We start from the raw sequence: 16,774 nt of genomic DNA, 5'->3' as shown, positions 1-16,774 counted from the left end.
ATTAGGAAATTAACAAAATAATTCAATAAAAGTGAATGCACGAAAATCGCACATTCACTTTATAATAAGGCTTATACTAATTTAACGCTCAAGCCAAGACCTCTCAATTCGTGTAATAACACATTTAGAGATTCCGGTATCCCCGGATTTGGCATAGGATCACCTTTAACAATTGATTCGTAAGCTTTCGCTCGACCAATAACGTCATCCGATTTAACGGTTAGGATTTCCTGTAGTATATGGGCCGCTCCGAATGCTTCAAGGGCCCAAACCTCCATCTCACCAAAACGTTGACCACCAAACTGAGCTTTACCTCCAAGAGGCTGCTGAGTGATCAAAGAATATGGTCCGATAGAACGAGCATGCATCTTGTCATCAACCATGTGACCCAGTTTCAGCATATAAATCACACCAACAGTAGCTGGCTGATCAAAACGCTCTCCTGTTCCACCATCGTGAAGATAAGCTTTACCAAATGCAGGTACACCTGCTTTATCGGTATAACTAGTTATCTCATCTAAGGATGCACCATCGAAAATTGGCGTTGCAAATTTTAATCCCAATTCCTGACCTGCCCATCCAAGAACAGTTTCAAAAACCTGTCCAAGGTTCATACGAGAAGGCACACCAAGTGGGTTCAAACAAATATCAACAGTTGTTCCGTCCTCAAGGAAAGGCATATCTTCGTCTCTAACAACTCTTGATACGATACCTTTATTACCGTGACGACCGGCCATTTTATCACCAATCTGCAATTTACGTTTTTTAGCAACGTAAACCTTCGCCATTTGAATAATACCCGCAGGCATTTCATCACCAATGGTTACATTATATTTTTTACGCTTATTTAAACTATCTAGTTCTTTGAACTTAATGATATAATTGTTTAAAAGCTTTTTAATGGTTTCATTCTTATCCTTGTCGGTAGTCCACTTATTAGGATCAATCTCCATATAATTGATATCCATAAGAAGTTTCTGAGTAAACTTAACTCCTTTAGGAATAATATCAACACTTAAGTAATCTTTAACACCCTGCGATGTTTTTCCATTAACAAGAATAAATAATTTATCAACCAAACGGTTTTTCAATTCTGCTAGCTGTCTTTGCAATTCCTCATCCAACTTAAGAATAAGTGGCTTATCAGATTGCTTAGATTTACGATCACGAATTGAACGAGAGAATAATTTCTTATTAATAATAACTCCGCGTAATGATGGAGAAGCTTTTAAAGAAGCATCCTTAACATCACCAGCTTTATCACCAAAAATAGCTCTCAATAATTTCTCTTCCGGAGATGGATCTGATTCACCTTTAGGAGTAATCTTACCAATTAGAATATCACCTGGTTCAACATTAGCACCAATTCTAATTAATCCATTTTCGTCCAAGTTACGAGTTGCCTCTTCACTAACATTCGGAATATCAGAAGTTAATTCTTCCATACCTCGTTTAGTATCACGAACTTCCAGTGTGTACTCATCAACGTGAACCGAAGTAAACACATCATCTTTAACAATACGCTCTGAAATTACAATAGCGTCCTCATAATTGTAACCTTTCCAAGGCATAAATGCCACTTTCAGGTTACGACCAAGAGCTAATTCTCCATCCTGAGTTCCATAACCATCGGTAAGTATCTGTCCTTTTACAACCTGTTGTCCTTTCGTAACAATTGGTTTAAGGTCCATCGTTGTACCCTGGTTAGTTTTACCATATTTTGGAAGATTATAAGTTTTTGAATCCCCTTCGAAACTTACAAATGCTTCTTCCTCTGATCTAACATACTTGATAACAATCTTAGTTGCATCTACAAATTCAACAACCCCTTCACCTTCTGCGGCAATCTGAGTTCTAGAATCCCGAACTAAATCACCTTCCAAACCTGTTCCAACGATAGGAGATTGAGGATTAATAACCGGTACAGCCTGACGCATCATGTTAGATCCCATCAACGCACGGTTAGCATCATCATGTTCAAGGAAAGGAATTAAAGAAGCAGCAATAGAGGCAATCTGGTTAGGAGCAACGTCCATCAACTCGATATTTTCAATTTCCTCAAATGGGAAATCACCATCTTTACGCGACTTGGCTTTTGCATTTACAAAAGTACCATCTTCGTTTAATGGTGCATTTGCCTGAGCAATAGTCAACCCCTCTTCTTCTTCAGCAGAAAGATACTTAACACCTTCTGATGATAAATCTACTTTACCTTCAACAACTTTACGATATGGAGTTTCGATAAAACCAAGATTATTGATTTTCGCAAATACACACAAAGAAGAAATCAAACCAATATTTGGTCCCTCTGGTGTCTCAATAGGACAAAGTCGTCCATAGTGAGTATAGTGAACATCTCGAACCTCAAAACCAGCTCTTTCTCTCGAAAGACCACCAGGTCCTAAAGCAGACATTCTACGTTTGTGTGTAATTTCAGCCAATGGATTCGTTTGGTCCATGAACTGAGACAAAGCATTCGTTCCAAAGAAAGAATTAATTACCGAAGAAAGTGTTTTGGAATTAATCAAATCAATAGGTGTAAACACCTCATTATCACGAACATTCATCCTCTCTCGGATAGTTCTAGCCATACGAGCCAAACCTACCCCAAATTGGGAATGAAGTTGCTCACCAACTGTACGAACACGTCTATTACTAAGGTGGTCAATATCATCCACATCAGTACGTGCATTTAACAATTTGATTAGATACTTGATAATTTCAATAATGTCTTCCTTAGTCAATACTTTGGTATCACCTGCAGTATTAAGACCAAGTTTTTTATTCAAACGATATCTACCAACATCGCCTAAATCATATCTCTTATCAGAAAAGAATAGTTTATCGATAACATCACGTGCTGTCGCCTCATCAGGTGGCTCAGAGTTTCGTAACTGACGATAAATGTGAAGAACTGCTTCTTTTTCGGAGTTACAAGGGTCTTTCTGCAAAGTATTATAAATAATTGCATAATCGGCCAAATTTTGTTCTTCTTTGTGAAGTAAAATTGTTTTTGCACCCGATTCTAGAATTTCTTCTATATGTTCTGGTTCGATTATTGTCTCACGATCAATAACAACCTCATTACGTTCGATTGACACAACCTCTCCCGTATCCTCGTCAACAAAGTCTTCAATCCATGACTTAAGAACACGAGCTGCAAGTTTTCTTCCAACGATTTTTTTCAAACCGGTTTTAGAAACTTTTATTTCATCTGCGAGATCGAAAATCTCAAGGATTTCCTTATCACTTTCGTACCCGATGGCACGAAGAAGAGTTGTTACAGGAAGTTTTTTCTTACGATCGATATATGCAAACATCACATTATTGATGTCAGTAGCAAATTCGATCCAGGAACCTTTGAAAGGAATAATTCTGGCAGAATATAACTTGGTTCCATTTGCGTGTACACTTTGCCCGAAGAATACACCAGGTGAACGGTGAAGCTGAGAAACAACTACACGTTCTGCTCCGTTAACTACAAAAGTACCTTTTTCGGTCATGTAAGGTACAGTTCCAAGATATACATCTTGAATAACTGTATCAAAATCTTCATGCTCCGGATCGGTACAGTAAAGTTTTAGTTTAGCTTTCAGTGGAACACTGTAAGTTAAACCTCTTTCAATACATTCTTCGATTGAGTAGCGGGGCGGATCAACAAAATAGTCGAGAAACTCCAGTACGAAGTTATTTCGTGTATCTGTAATTGGAAAATTCTCGCTAAATACCTTAAATAATCCTTCGTTCGTTCTTTTCTCAGGAGTAGTTTCCAGTTGAAAAAAGTCTTGAAAAGATTTTAATTGTACTTCCAAAAAATCAGGATATAATAACTGATTTTTGTTTGAAGTAAAACTAATTCTTTGACTAATAGTATTTGAAGACATTTACTTAAAATTAATTGAACCTAAACGATAATAAACAACAAAAAGGCTTAGAGTCCCGGTAAGGAACTCTAAACCAAAATAACCTTATATATAGGTTTTAGCGCTTCTATTTAAGTTCAACTTCAGCTCCAGCTTCTTCTAATTGTGCTTTTAGTGCCTCAGCTTCTTCCTTAGAAACTTTTTCTTTCAATGGAGCTGGTGCAGCATCAACTGCAGCCTTAGCTTCCTTAAGACCTAAACCAGTTAATTCTTTAACCAATTTTACTACAGCTAGTTTAGAACCACCAGCAGCTTTAAGAATTACGTCAAACTCTGTTTGCTCAGCAGCAGCATCAGCACCACCAGCAGCAGGTCCAGCAACAACTGCAGCAGCAGCAGCAGGCTCAATTCCGTATTCTTCTTTTAAGATCTCAGCTAACTCACTTACTTCCTTAACAGTCAAATTAACTAATTCTTCTGCAAACTTTTTTAAATCTGCCATTTTCCTTCAGTTTTTAAAATTTAATTTACTAATATATTACTCTTTTTCTGAAAGTGTTTTCACAACACCAGCTAGGATATTCTTTCCTGATTCCAATGAAGAAATAACATTCTTGATTGGTGATTGTAGCAATGCCACGATATCTCCAATAAGTTCTTCCTTAGACTTGATCGTTGTAAGAGCATCAAGCTCGTTATCACCAATATAAAGTGATTCTTCAACATAAGCCCCTTTCAGGATAGGTTTATCGTTTCCTTTACGGAATTCTTTGATAAGCTTAGCAGGAAGGTTACCTGTTTCTGTAAGCATAAGAGAGGTTGCTCCCTTAAGTACATCAGTTAACCCATCAAACTCACCTTCTGCTTTTTCCAAAGCGATTCTAAGAAGTGTGTTTTTTACTACAATCAACTTAATATCTTTTTCGAAACAAGCTCTACGAAGTGCAGAAGTGTCTTCCGCATTCATTTCTGAGATGTCTGTCAGATAAAAGTGATTTGAAGCATTGATTTCTTCCGTCAAGCTATCAATAATCTGAATTTTTTCTTCCCTTTTCATGATTACTAAGGTCTTGATTAAAAATTAAAATTAGTCAAGTGATTTTGGATCCAACTGGATACCAAGACTCATTGTGCTTGACAGGTAAACACTCTTCACATAAGTTCCTTTTGCTGCAGATGGTTTAAGCTTATTGATAATGCCAACAAATTCTTTAGCATTTTCTTTAATCTTATCTGCTTCAAAAGATACTTTACCGATCGATGAGTGAATAATACCATATTTATCGACCTTAAAATCAATCTTACCAGCTTTCACTTCGGCAACTGCTTTAGCAATATCCATTGTTACTGTACCGGATTTAGGATTTGGCATTAAACCACGAGGTCCTAAAACTCGGCCTAGAGCACCAACTTTCGCCATTACAGTAGGCATGGTGATGATAACATCAACATCAGTCCATCCACCTTTGATTTTGGTAACATAATCGTCAAGACCAACAAAGTCAGCACCTGCAGCTTTAGCTTCTTCTTCCTTATCAGGAGAACAAAGAACTAAAACACGAACATCTTTACCAGTACCATGAGGAAGAGTAACCACACCACGTACCATTTGGTTAGCTTTTCTTGGGTCAACTCCTAAGCGAATATCCATATCCACTGAGGCATCAAATTTGGTCGATGTAATCTCCTTAACCAATTTTGCTGCTTCATCGATAGAATATAGCTTATCAGTATCCACTTTTTCTGAAGCTAACTTTCTATTTTTTGTTAGTTTACCCATTTTAAGTGCAGTATTTTAAAATTATTGATTAAGCGGACTATCACCTGAAATTGTGATACCCATACTTCTTGCCGTACCAGCAACCATACTCATGGCGCTTTCAACTTCAAAAGCATTTAAATCTTTCATTTTCCCCTCTGCGATTCCTCGAACTTGATCCCAAGAAATAGAACCAACTTTTTTACGGTTTGGTTCAGGAGAGCCTGATTTTAATTTTGCAGCTTCTAAAATTTGTACAGCTACTGGAGGAGTTTTTGTAATAAAATCGAAAGAACTATCAGAATAAACAGTAATCACAACAGGGATTACTTTTCCAGCCTGATCTTGAGTTCTTGCATTAAATTGTTTACAAAAATCCATAATATTTACCCCTTTAGCACCTAATGCGGGTCCTACTGGGGGTGAAGGATTTGCAGCACCACCTTTGATCTGCAATTTAATTAATCCTGCAACTTCTTTAGCCATAGCTTTACTTTTCTAAAAGATTTAATTATTCTTTTTCTACTTGCATGAAACTTAATTCCAGAGGAGTCTTACGTCCGAAGATTTTAACCATTACTTTCAGTTTCTTCTTCTCAGAATTCACCTCTTCGATCACGCCAGTAAAACCATTAAATGGTCCATCAGTCACTTTTACCATCTCACCAACATAATAAGGAATACTAATTTCCTCATCTTTGCTAGCTAGTTCATCAACCTTACCCAATATGCGATTCACTTCTGACATACGCATAGGAGTAGGATCTCCGCCTTTGGTATCCCCCAGGAAGCCAATCACATTCGTAACATTACGAAGGATGTGAGGAATTTCTCCAACGAGTGCTGCTTCAATAAGAATATAACCAGGAAGAAAAATTCTTTCCTTACTAATTTTCTTACCGTTACGCACTTGAAACACTTTTTCGGTAGGAATGAGGACCTGTGACACATACTCCTGTAGACCAAGATTAGAAATTTCACTATCAATATATTCTTTGACTTTCTTTTCTTTTCCTCCTACAGTCCTCAGAACATACCATTTTCTATCAATTTCAGCCATCTTTTTCTAATAAGGAATTTAGTGTAACATACTGTATATAACATCCATCAAATTCTTGAACCCCAAATCCATTACGAAAATCGCAAGTGCAATAATAGTGGAAGCAATCATTACTACGATCGCACTATTTTGGAGTTCAGACCATGATGGCCATGATACTTTTTGAACTAGTTCTTTATAAACTTCTTCAATGTATATTTTTAGTTTCATAAGGCAAATTTGTCTTTGCACGGGAGGAGAGACTCGAACTCCCGACACCTGGTTTTGGAGACCAGTGCTCTACCAACTGAGCTACACCCGTCTATAAGAAGATTGATCCGATCTAACGGACCAATCTTATATATGTTCTAATTACTCAACAATTTCAGTAATTTGACCAGCACCTACTGTTCTACCACCTTCACGGATAGCGAAACGTAGACCTAAGTCACATGCAACTGGAGTAATCAATTCAACATTAATAGTAACGTTATCACCAGGCATAACCATTTCAACACCTTCTGGAAGAGTAATCTCACCAGTTACATCTAGAGTTCTGATATAGAACTGAGGACGGTATTTATTATGGAATGGAGTGTGACGTCCACCTTCTTCTTTTTTCAATACATAAACCTCAGCTTTAATCTTAGTATGAGGAGTAATAGTATTTGGGTGAGAAATAACCATACCACGCTTAATAGCAGCTTTATCGATACCTCTCAACAATAGACCAACATTATCACCTGCTTGACCTTCGTCCAAAATCTTACGGAACATCTCAACACCAGTGATTACAGATTTCATACCTTCAGCTCCAAGACCAATGATTTGAACTTCTTCACCTGTTTTAACGATACCAGTTTCGATACGACCTGTTGCAACAGTACCACGACCTGTAATAGAGAATACATCCTCAACTGGCATTAAGAAAGCCTTATCTACATCACGTGGAGGAAGTGGAATCCAAGTATCAACAGCTTCCATTAATTCCATGATTTTATCTTCCCACTCAGCTTCTCCGTTCAATCCACCTAGTGCAGAACCAGCGATGATAGGAGTGTTATCACCATCAAACTCATAAAAGTCTAACAATTCACGAACTTCCATCTCAACTAACTCAAGCATCTCTTCATCGTCAACCATGTCAACTTTGTTCAAGAAAACAACGATTCTAGGTACATTTACCTGACGAGCTAAAAGGATATGCTCGCGAGTCTGTGGCATAGGACCATCAGTTGCAGCACAAACCAAAATAGCACCATCCATCTGAGCAGCACCAGTTACCATATTCTTCACGTAATCCGCGTGACCTGGACAGTCAACGTGAGCGTAGTGACGGTTAGCAGTTTGGTATTCTACGTGAGCTGTATTAATAGTAATACCTCTCTCTTTCTCCTCAGGAGCATTATCGATAGAATCGAATGATTTTACTTCAGACAAACCTTTTTTCGCCAATACAGTAGTAATAGCAGCAGTCAAAGTAGTTTTACCGTGGTCAACGTGACCAATAGTACCGATATTTACGTGTGGTTTTGACCTGTCAAAATGTTCTTTAGCCATAACTCAATAAGTTAATTAATATTAGACAACAATTAAAAACAATACTTTAAAAATTCACGAGCCATTGATGAGATTTGAACTCATGACCTCTTCCTTACCAAGGAAGCGCTCTACCCCTGAGCTACAACGGCAACTAAACTTTTCTATGAGCGGGAAACGAGACTCAAACTCGCGACCCTCAGCTTGGAAGGCTGATGCTCTATCAACTGAGCTATTCCCGCATAAAAGAAATATCTTTATTCCTTTTTCATTAAAAGTGGGGAGAGCAGGATTCGAACCTACGAAGACGAAGTCAGCGGAGTTACAGTCCGCCCCAGTTGGCCACTTTGGTATCTCCCCAAATATATTTTAAACAGAGCCGATGGAGGGACTCGAACCCACGACCTGCTGATTACAAATCAGCTGCTCTAGCCAGCTGAGCTACATCGGCAAAATGCAAACCACTTATTTAACAGGATCTATTTTTCCCTAAAAATGGTTTGCAAATGTAAATATATTTTAATCTTATCACAAAATAATTATGCATTTTTTACAATTATTTTGCACGAAGCTTCTCTTTGTGTTTCACAACCTGTTTTCGCAGTGCCTCAACAGCTAAATCTGTAGACTCTTCAAATGTCTTACTTTGCTTTTTAGCAAAGAACTCACCACCTTTTGCTTCAAGACTGATTTCAACAACTTTATTTTCTGTATTGGCTGACTTTTCTACCCTAAGAAAAACCTGAGCTCCAGATACATCATCATTTAGCTTCATAATCTTACCTAGCTTATTTTCTATAAAATCTTCCAGCTTAACATCGGCAACAAAGCCTATTGATTGAATGTTTATATTCATATTTATTCCTCCAAAATTTATGCTCTTGGATGAGCTTGTTTATATATATTATTTAAACGTTCGAAAGAAGTATGAGTATAAATCTGCGTAGCAGAAAGATTAGAATGTCCCAACAATTCTTTTACAGCATTTAACTCTGCACCATTATTTAATAAATGAGTTGCAAAAGTATGACGCAAAACATGCGGACTTCGCTTGGTCATTGTTGTAATTTTAGATAAATGTTTAACCACTATCCTATACAACAATTTTTCGTAAACAGGCACCCCCTTTTTAGTTACAAAAAGAAAATCACTCCCGTCATCAAAAGTTTTTTGTTTTACATCTAAATACTTATCGAGTAATTTCTCTAAACTTTTGTTTGTCGGAATGATCCTTTCCTTATTTCTTTTTCCTAATACTTTAACTGAAGACGTTCCGCGATCAAAACTTGATTCTTTTAAGTTCATCAACTCAGACAATCTCATCCCAGTTTGATAAAATAGCTCTAACACCAATTGATCTCGCACACCTTCATAACCACTTCCAAAATCAATCTCCCTTAATAGCTGCATTGAATCTTCAGCTAAAAACCCAGGAAGTTTTCTCCCTTGACGCGGACCAACAACACGATCCATTGGATTCGTATCAATTTTTGCTTCGCGCAATAAAAACTTAAAAAAAGATTTTAAAGTGGATAATTTTCTATTCACAGTACGTGAACTATTTCCTTCATTCATCAAGAAAACAACCCATTTCCTCACATCCTTAAAACACACCTTCTCAACCTGACATTCACTCACACTTTTTAATAAGAAATCAAAAAATTGAGTCAAATCACAATCGTAAGACAAAACAGTATGTTCTGAATATCGTTTTTCGTATTGTAAATAAGATAGAAAAGATTCCTTAAAACTCATACATCTGGAATATTTATCCTTATTCTATAGGATAAACTAAGATACAAAAAATTAAGACATCAAGGAATTAATCTAAAAGAAAATCAATCTTCAGCTTGTTGCATTTGCTGAACGTAAATTGCGTGTAATTTCTCTTCTCTTCTTTTGATAGATGGTTTTTTATAAACCTGTCTTCCTCTAAGCTCTTTGATTACACCAGTTTTCTCAAATTTTCTTTTAAACTTCTTTAAGGCTCTTTCAATATTTTCGCCTTCTTTCATAGGAATAACAATCATAATTTTCTCCTTTAATATTTATGTTTTTCTAAGTGAGCCGCAAATTTATCAATTCAATCAGTATTATTCAAATTTATTTGAATAAAAGTATCGAAAATATCTTCTTCTTATGAAATCATGTAAAATTGTTAGTTTCTGCAAACTACAAAATATCCAATATTTTCTTGGCTAAAAATCTATTTTCTATTCAATCGAAAGATAAGGACGTAATTTAAAGTAAAGCGAATCGCCAATTAGATTATTGGTTTTCAACTCACTGACCACTCTGATCCCGCCAGTTTTTTGACGATAACGTATTATATCAACAGCAGTCCTTCTACTTATATATGGATGTTGATATAGTTTCTCGCTATTCACAAAACTAAGTCTAATTTTTATAATTTGAGTAGTATCAACTGTAAGTAATTCTATAATCTTACCATATTTATCTTTTGAAACACCATAAACTTCCAGCAATTGTTTTTTTTGCACAAAACCACCAAGCATATTTCTATATTTAATTATGCGTTTTGACAATACAGAACCTATTCCTGGTAAGCTTTTTAATTCTGTTGTATCACAATTATTCAAATTAATTGGCCTCTTTACTCTTACATATTTAGCGGCACCCTGTTTGGGGATTTTAATGTATGGAATAAGTTTAGCTAACACAAGGGTATCAAAACCATATATCCTTTTTAAATCATTCTTGCTATTAAATTCGCCACCAGCTTTAATGTAATTCTGAATTCTATTTGCAATCCTATTATCCACACCTAAACTGTCCCAGCCAGAAATTGACAGCTCATTAGGATTAAAAGCGAATAAATAGGTTTTTCTCTTTTTAGCTTCTTGTTCTTCTATTTTCCTTTTAGCAATACGCTTAATTTGAATAAATGCTTTAAGCCGATTATAATCATCTTTTGTGATCCCATATATTTTTTGAAGATCGCTTTTATTTTTAATGCGTCCTCCAAAACTTCTATATTTCTTGAGGTTTTTTATTTGAAATTCTTTAAAGCCTAATTTACGAAGTTGTTCTTCGCTAGCTGTATTAGGATCAAATTTAAAATATTTGACTTCATTTTTACGATCGCTACGCCCTTCAAAACCCTTTATCATTTTTTGAAATTCGGCTTGTTTTTCCTCATCAAAAACAATTTCCTCTCCATTATCAGATTTTAAAAAGACAGGTACTATATAAATGCCAACTAACAAAATCAAAAGAAGTAGAATACCTCTTTTTTCGGCGGTTGAATATGTAAAATATTCTTTTATATTCTTTCTTAACGACATAAATTAAATAAGGCTATTAAAATAACTCTTATTAATATTATAAAAAAGAACAGGATTAAGCAAAATTAATTATACCTATACCATTTAAGAATACAATTGCAATTGCTACAGGAGCTACATAACGAATAAGAAATATAAAAACAGATAATAGATATTTTACTACTACCGAACCTTTTGAAAGTTCCTCCTTAACCTTATCCTTACCAAGATACCATCCTACAAATAAAGATATAAACAATCCCCCAAGAGGAAGTAACATGTTCGCAGAAACCCAATCGAGCAAATCGAAAAAATTCAAATCAAACAATTTATGCTCCTCAAGAATTCCCATTGATAAGGAACAGAAAATTCCTATGATTGAAATTATAACGGTACTAATAATTGTGGCAAGCTTTCTTTGTATTTTAAGTTCTTCTTTAAAGTAAGCAACAACCACCTCAAGAATAGAAATAGATGACGTTAATGCCGCTACCGTAAGTAGAAGAAAAAACAAAATAGAAAAAAAGAAGCCTCCTGGCATTTGCTGAAACACATTTGGTAAAGTAATAAAAACCAGTCCTGGACCACTACTTGGTTCAATACCAAAAGCAAAAACTGCAGGAAATATTGCTACACCAGCCAAAATAGCTATTAATGTATCAGCAACAGTAACTTGTACTGCTGTTTTTGCAAGATTATTACTACTATCGATATAAGCTCCATAAGTTACAAGTGTACCCATACCAAGACTTAAAGAGAAAAAAGCATGTCCCAATGCACTTAGTACACCTTCTGCAGTTAATTTTGAAAAATCAGGATGGAACAAAAACTTTAACCCCTCTCCTGCTCCATCCAATGTAATGGCTCTAATATCAAGAACTATAATTAATACAACTAACAATGGCATTAAAATTTTAGCATATTTTTCAATTCCATCTTTAATACCAACACCAACAATTGCCATTGTTAGAATCATAAAAAGCAATTGATAAATAACTGGCGTAAAAGGAGCCTGAATAAAATTAGTAAACATTAAAGACAGCTCAGTAGGATTTTTTTCCATAAAACTTCCCGAGCATGCTTTTACTACATAATCAATGCTCCAACCAGCAACAACCCCATAAAAAGCTAAAATCATTCCTGCAGCAGCAAGTCCGAGCAATCCAACTAATTTCCATGGAGAATTGGGAGCTAAGGATTTGTATGCACCAAAAATATTACTCCCGGATTTTCTACCAATAATAAATTCTGATAACATTACGGGTAAACCAATAAGAACTATAAACCCAAGATAGACAAATAAAAAAGCTGCTCCTCCATACACACCAGTAATATAGGGGAATTTCCATATATTACCTAAACCAACTGCCGACCCTGCCGCAGCAGCAATCACTCCAAATTTACTTGTAAACACTTCCCTTTTTAGTGAGGATACTTCAGACATACAAAATGATATTCATTATAAATTAGGGTAAATTCAAATTTGCGAATTTTAAGTTCTAAATCCTAAACTCATTCTTTTTTTAGAACTACTCCAAACAAAAAAAGCCTGGATAAACTCCAGGCTCTTGTATATATTTTAGAATGATTAGTTACGATCAACAGCATTTAAATCATTAAATGCTTTAACCAAACGATCTTTCATAGAAACCTCACCGGCACGCAACCAAACACGAGGATCATAGAATTTTTTATTTGGCTTATCGTCTCCATCAGGATTACCAATTTGACCTTGAAGATAGTCGTGATTTTTAGCTTCAAATTCACGAATTCCATTCCAGCAAGCCCACTGAGTATCTGTATCGATATTCATTTTAATCACACCATAAGAAATTGCTTCACGAATTTCTTCAAGACTTGAACCTGAACCTCCGTGGAAAACAAAATCAACAGTATTTTTAGCAACTGAATATTTATCAGAAATAAACGACTGAGAATTTAATAAGATTTTTGGGGTTAACACAACATTACCTGGTTTGTAAACACCATGTACATTACCAAATGAAGCTGCAATTGTAAAACGAGAAGAAACTTTTAATAATGTTTCATAAGCTAAAGCCACATCTTCTGGTTGTGTATACAATAGTGAGTTATCCATATCTGAATTATCAACACCATCTTCTTCACCTCCGGTACAACCTAATTCAATTTCAAGAGTCATACCCAATTTGTCCATACGCTCAAGGTATTTTGCACATGTATCGATATTTTCTTCAAGAGTTTCCTCTGATAGATCTAACATGTGAGAACTGAACAATGGTTTTCCTTTTTGTGCGAAATACTCTTCCCCAGCAGTTAACAAACCGTCGATCCAAGGTAATAATTTTTTCGCAGCATGATCAGTGTGTAAAATTACTGGAATTCCGTAATGTTCTGCTACTGTGTGCACATATTTCGCTCCTGCAATAGCTCCAATAATCGCTCCAGCCTGACCTTCAGCTTTAATACCTTTGCCTGCAAAAAAAGATGCTCCACCATTCGAGAATTGAATAATAATTGGAGAATTTACTTCTTTAGCAGCTTCAAGAGCAGCGTTAATTGAGTTTGTTCCTACAACGTTTACCGCAGGAATTGCAAAACCTTCTTCTTTAGCAACCTGAAATAATTTTTGTACATCATCACCAGTTACCACACCTGGCTTAACAACATCTAATACTCGTTTCATAATAATATAATTTATCGGATAGTTCTTAAAAAATTGTCGGAAAGTTCAATTTCACCACGAAGTTAAAAAGAAATAATCTATTTTACACCGTTTTGGTTAGAAGAAAATTATGCAAACGAATGAAATCTAGAAAGGATAACCAATACCAATATTAAAAGTTAGCTGATTGAATTTAAATGGTCGATTTGCAATAATCCATCTTTTATTCTCGGCCAAGGACGGATCGCGCAATTTTAATCCAAGATCAATTCGAAATAAAATAAAGTTTAAATCAACACGAGTTCCAAATCCTGTTCCCAAAGCAACTTCCTTATAAAATTTATTAAACTGAAAGTCTGCTCCAGCCCGGTTGTCTTTTTCTGATATAACCCAAATATTTCCCGCATCAACAAATAAAGCACCTTCTAAAGCCCAAAATAATTTAAATCTATACTCAAGGTTTGCTTCTAATTTTAAATCTGCCGTGTTATTAGGGTATGTTGCATCCTCGTCAACATAAGAACCCGGACCTAATGATCGAACTTGCCAGGCTCTAATACCATTTGCTCCACCAGAGAAATAACTCTTTTCAAAAGGCAAAACTTTTAAATTTCCATAAGGATAACCCAAACCAAGAAAGAGTCGATACACCATTGTATTGGCCTTATTAATATGATGGTTAAATCGATATTCAATATCACTTTTTAAATATTGAGCATATCTTATCCCTAAAAAATCATGATAAGTTCCTTCTATATTTCCTTCTGAATCGTAATCGTTTTTTGTCGATCTACCCAAAATATTATCTATTGCTTTTAATGTATTTCCGGCAAACTCGAAATTAAATTTCAGATAATTATAATTTCTTGGAATATTGATATTCTGATCATTATAAGTCAAAGAGTATCTTGTTGTTGCGATAACATGATCAGTAAATGAATTTTCGATGTACAAATTATCAATATCTTCGAGAAAATCTTCACTTAAATTTTTCACATCAATAAAATTGAGTTCTATTAAATTAAAGTTATGCCTAATATATTTGGAAGATTTCCAATTATATCCGAAACTCGCATCGGCAATTGTTCTGGTATAATCGGGACGTTTTTGATAATTATATGACAAGGAAAAAACAGTTCTTGGATTGTATGACTTCCTAAACTCTTCGGCATCAAAAAAGGGAAGTAAAAATTTAGGTATACTCAATTTAGATACCACTCCATATTCCGATGAATTAAAATCGGTTTGTTCTGATGACTTAACCGTTTCTCTGGCTGTGGAAAATTGGATATCCAAAATCTCTGCACCTCCAAATAAATTTTTGTGCTGATAATTTAAATTACCTGCAAACCCAATATTTCCAGAAGAATTAGTCCCTTCCAATTCAAACGAATAATATTGCAAATTATGAGGTGTTAGTTGAATTCTACAATTCAGCTGTCCAAAATCATTTGTTGATTTAGCCTGATCTTCCTCAAACTTAATATTTAAAAATTTAAATTGATTAAGCGTTTGTAATCTATTATAGGTTTGCTCTACGGAAGTTAAATTATACAAATCATTCTTTTTTATCAGAACCGAAGACAATAAAACCTCAGGTTTTATATTCAATGTGTTTCTATAAATAAAATCAACTCCTTCGTAACTTAAAGTATCCAATTGTTTAAAATACGAAGAATCGTTCATCAATATCATTTTAGGATCATACTCTGTAAAAATCTCTATCTGATTAATTTTATATTTTTTAATTGCCTTTTGGGACTTAGGGATTTTTAGTCCCACAAACACATCCATTTGCTGTGCCTTATTGGTACTATCCATCATAAAGTGAATATACTCGCGAGAAAAATTAAAATATCCCTGATTTTTTAAGGACTTAAAAATTCTCATTCTCTCTTCGCTAAGAATATCTGAGTCTACCTTTGCTCCCGATTTTACTTTAGAGTCTGGTTTATCATTAGCTATATAATTTCTAATCATCGATGAATCTGCCATTTCCTCATTTCTTTGCTGGGTAGTTAGAAAATTATAAGGCAGTTCATTTGGTCTGCGATAAACATTTCGATAGCGATACGGTTTATTGGCAGTAACTGAATAATAGACTTTGGCTTTTTTCTTTCTAAAAACAACAGAATCTTTAACTACGGCATTGTAGTATCCTTTTTTTCGCAGATATATCTTTAACTGGGTAAGTGATCTTTGCGTTTGAAAGTCTTCATAAACTATTGGCACCTCCCCAATTCTGCGTAACCATTTGTTAAATCCTTTCGCTTCATTTTTCCCAGACAAATTATACAATCCCAAATGGAATCTCCACATTCCTAAAATTTTCAAATTAGGTTTCTGTTTTATATTTTTTTTCAAATCACTTATCGCAATCGTATTATCATCTGATTTTACAATCACCTTGTTTAACAGATACTCATTTTCGCCAACATATTTTGTGGTAGAACACGAAGCTATGCTAAGAAGCAAGCTTAGCAAAAAAATAAAAATCGGGAAATTATAACTACTTTTGTATTTTAAATATGGTTTCAAGAATATTGAAAGTATTTTCGGTTTAAAAATATGACAAAGATACTTAACTTCAATGATATATTCTTGACACAAGAGAGCTTTTCACTTACAATTTTCAAATAATTTATC

The 16,774-nt window shown here is 35.0% G+C and carries 15 protein-coding genes and 5 tRNA genes; all 20 read right to left on the bottom strand.

The window, feature by feature from the left end:
* Positions 1–71: 71 nt before the first annotated feature.
* The 20 genes from rpoB to tamL all read right to left on the bottom strand — a co-directional run bounded on the left by rpoB (position 72) and on the right by tamL (position 16,666).
* The gene (gene rpoB, locus ACT3CE_RS11775; RefSeq protein ID WP_444709964.1) at positions 72–3,884 is read right to left on the bottom strand and encodes a DNA-directed RNA polymerase subunit beta; all 3,813 of its coding nucleotides are present in this window, start codon (positions 3,882–3,884) and stop codon (positions 72–74) included.
* Positions 3,885–3,990: 106 nt separating this feature from the next.
* On the bottom strand, positions 3,991–4,365 hold the full coding sequence (rplL, locus tag ACT3CE_RS11770; RefSeq protein ID WP_320120574.1) for a 50S ribosomal protein L7/L12: 375 nt from the start codon (positions 4,363–4,365) through the stop codon (positions 3,991–3,993).
* A gap of 36 nt (positions 4,366–4,401) precedes the next feature.
* Positions 4,402–4,920 (bottom strand): 50S ribosomal protein L10, encoded by a 519-nt coding sequence (rplJ, locus tag ACT3CE_RS11765; protein WP_444709963.1) that lies wholly within the window; start codon positions 4,918–4,920, stop codon positions 4,402–4,404.
* A 30-nt stretch (positions 4,921–4,950) separates the two neighbouring features.
* Positions 4,951–5,643 (bottom strand): 50S ribosomal protein L1, encoded by a 693-nt coding sequence (gene rplA / locus ACT3CE_RS11760; RefSeq protein WP_444709962.1) that lies wholly within the window; start codon positions 5,641–5,643, stop codon positions 4,951–4,953.
* 21 nt (positions 5,644–5,664) lie between these two features.
* Positions 5,665–6,108, bottom strand: coding sequence for a 50S ribosomal protein L11 (gene rplK / locus ACT3CE_RS11755; RefSeq protein ID WP_444709961.1), 444 nt, complete (start codon positions 6,106–6,108; stop codon positions 5,665–5,667).
* A gap of 25 nt (positions 6,109–6,133) precedes the next feature.
* On the bottom strand, positions 6,134–6,682 hold the full coding sequence (gene nusG, locus ACT3CE_RS11750; RefSeq protein WP_444709960.1) for a transcription termination/antitermination protein NusG: 549 nt from the start codon (positions 6,680–6,682) through the stop codon (positions 6,134–6,136).
* A gap of 18 nt (positions 6,683–6,700) precedes the next feature.
* Complete coding sequence (secE, locus tag ACT3CE_RS11745) at positions 6,701–6,892, bottom strand: preprotein translocase subunit SecE (protein WP_444709959.1); 192 nt, start codon at positions 6,890–6,892, stop codon at positions 6,701–6,703.
* Between the two features lie 18 nt (positions 6,893–6,910).
* Positions 6,911–6,983 (bottom strand) — tRNA-Trp (locus ACT3CE_RS11740).
* A gap of 50 nt (positions 6,984–7,033) precedes the next feature.
* Positions 7,034–8,221 (bottom strand): elongation factor Tu, encoded by a 1,188-nt coding sequence (gene tuf / locus ACT3CE_RS11735; RefSeq protein ID WP_444709958.1) that lies wholly within the window; start codon positions 8,219–8,221, stop codon positions 7,034–7,036.
* 59 nt (positions 8,222–8,280) lie between these two features.
* Positions 8,281–8,352: transfer RNA gene (locus ACT3CE_RS11730), tRNA-Thr, on the bottom strand.
* A 17-nt stretch (positions 8,353–8,369) separates the two neighbouring features.
* A tRNA-Gly gene (locus ACT3CE_RS11725) sits at positions 8,370–8,442 on the bottom strand.
* A gap of 36 nt (positions 8,443–8,478) precedes the next feature.
* Positions 8,479–8,560 (bottom strand) — tRNA-Tyr (locus tag ACT3CE_RS11720).
* A 17-nt stretch (positions 8,561–8,577) separates the two neighbouring features.
* A tRNA-Thr gene (locus tag ACT3CE_RS11715) sits at positions 8,578–8,651 on the bottom strand.
* Positions 8,652–8,756: 105 nt separating this feature from the next.
* Positions 8,757–9,056: a ribosome hibernation-promoting factor, HPF/YfiA family gene (hpf, locus tag ACT3CE_RS11710; protein WP_444709957.1), complete on the bottom strand. Its 300-nt coding sequence runs from the start codon at positions 9,054–9,056 to the stop codon at positions 8,757–8,759.
* A 17-nt stretch (positions 9,057–9,073) separates the two neighbouring features.
* Positions 9,074–9,955 carry a tyrosine-type recombinase/integrase gene (locus ACT3CE_RS11705; RefSeq protein WP_444709956.1) on the bottom strand — a complete coding sequence of 294 codons (882 nt, stop codon included), beginning with the start codon at positions 9,953–9,955 and terminating at the stop codon, positions 9,074–9,076.
* An 83-nt stretch (positions 9,956–10,038) separates the two neighbouring features.
* The gene (gene rpsU, locus ACT3CE_RS11700) at positions 10,039–10,230 is read right to left on the bottom strand and encodes a 30S ribosomal protein S21 (RefSeq protein WP_054716146.1); all 192 of its coding nucleotides are present in this window, start codon (positions 10,228–10,230) and stop codon (positions 10,039–10,041) included.
* A 183-nt stretch (positions 10,231–10,413) separates the two neighbouring features.
* Positions 10,414–11,505: a helix-hairpin-helix domain-containing protein gene (locus ACT3CE_RS11695; RefSeq protein WP_444709955.1), complete on the bottom strand. Its 1,092-nt coding sequence runs from the start codon at positions 11,503–11,505 to the stop codon at positions 10,414–10,416.
* A 55-nt stretch (positions 11,506–11,560) separates the two neighbouring features.
* Positions 11,561–12,928 (bottom strand): sodium-dependent transporter, encoded by a 1,368-nt coding sequence (locus ACT3CE_RS11690; protein WP_444709954.1) that lies wholly within the window; start codon positions 12,926–12,928, stop codon positions 11,561–11,563.
* Between the two features lie 144 nt (positions 12,929–13,072).
* Positions 13,073–14,149, bottom strand: a complete 1,077-nt coding sequence (fbaA, locus tag ACT3CE_RS11685) for a class II fructose-bisphosphate aldolase (protein ID WP_444709953.1) — start codon at positions 14,147–14,149, stop codon at positions 13,073–13,075.
* A gap of 126 nt (positions 14,150–14,275) precedes the next feature.
* Positions 14,276–16,666, bottom strand: coding sequence for a translocation and assembly module lipoprotein TamL (tamL, locus tag ACT3CE_RS11680; RefSeq protein WP_444709952.1), 2,391 nt, complete (start codon positions 16,664–16,666; stop codon positions 14,276–14,278).
* Between the last annotated feature and the right edge of the window lie 108 nt (positions 16,667–16,774).

It is taken from the genome of Marinifilum sp. RC60d5 (assembly GCF_052400665.1).
GTDB lineage: Bacteria > Bacteroidota > Bacteroidia > Bacteroidales > Marinifilaceae > JBQTGK01.
Note: the sequence above shows the minus strand (reverse complement) of the source record. Positions and strands in the feature narration are given on the sequence as shown.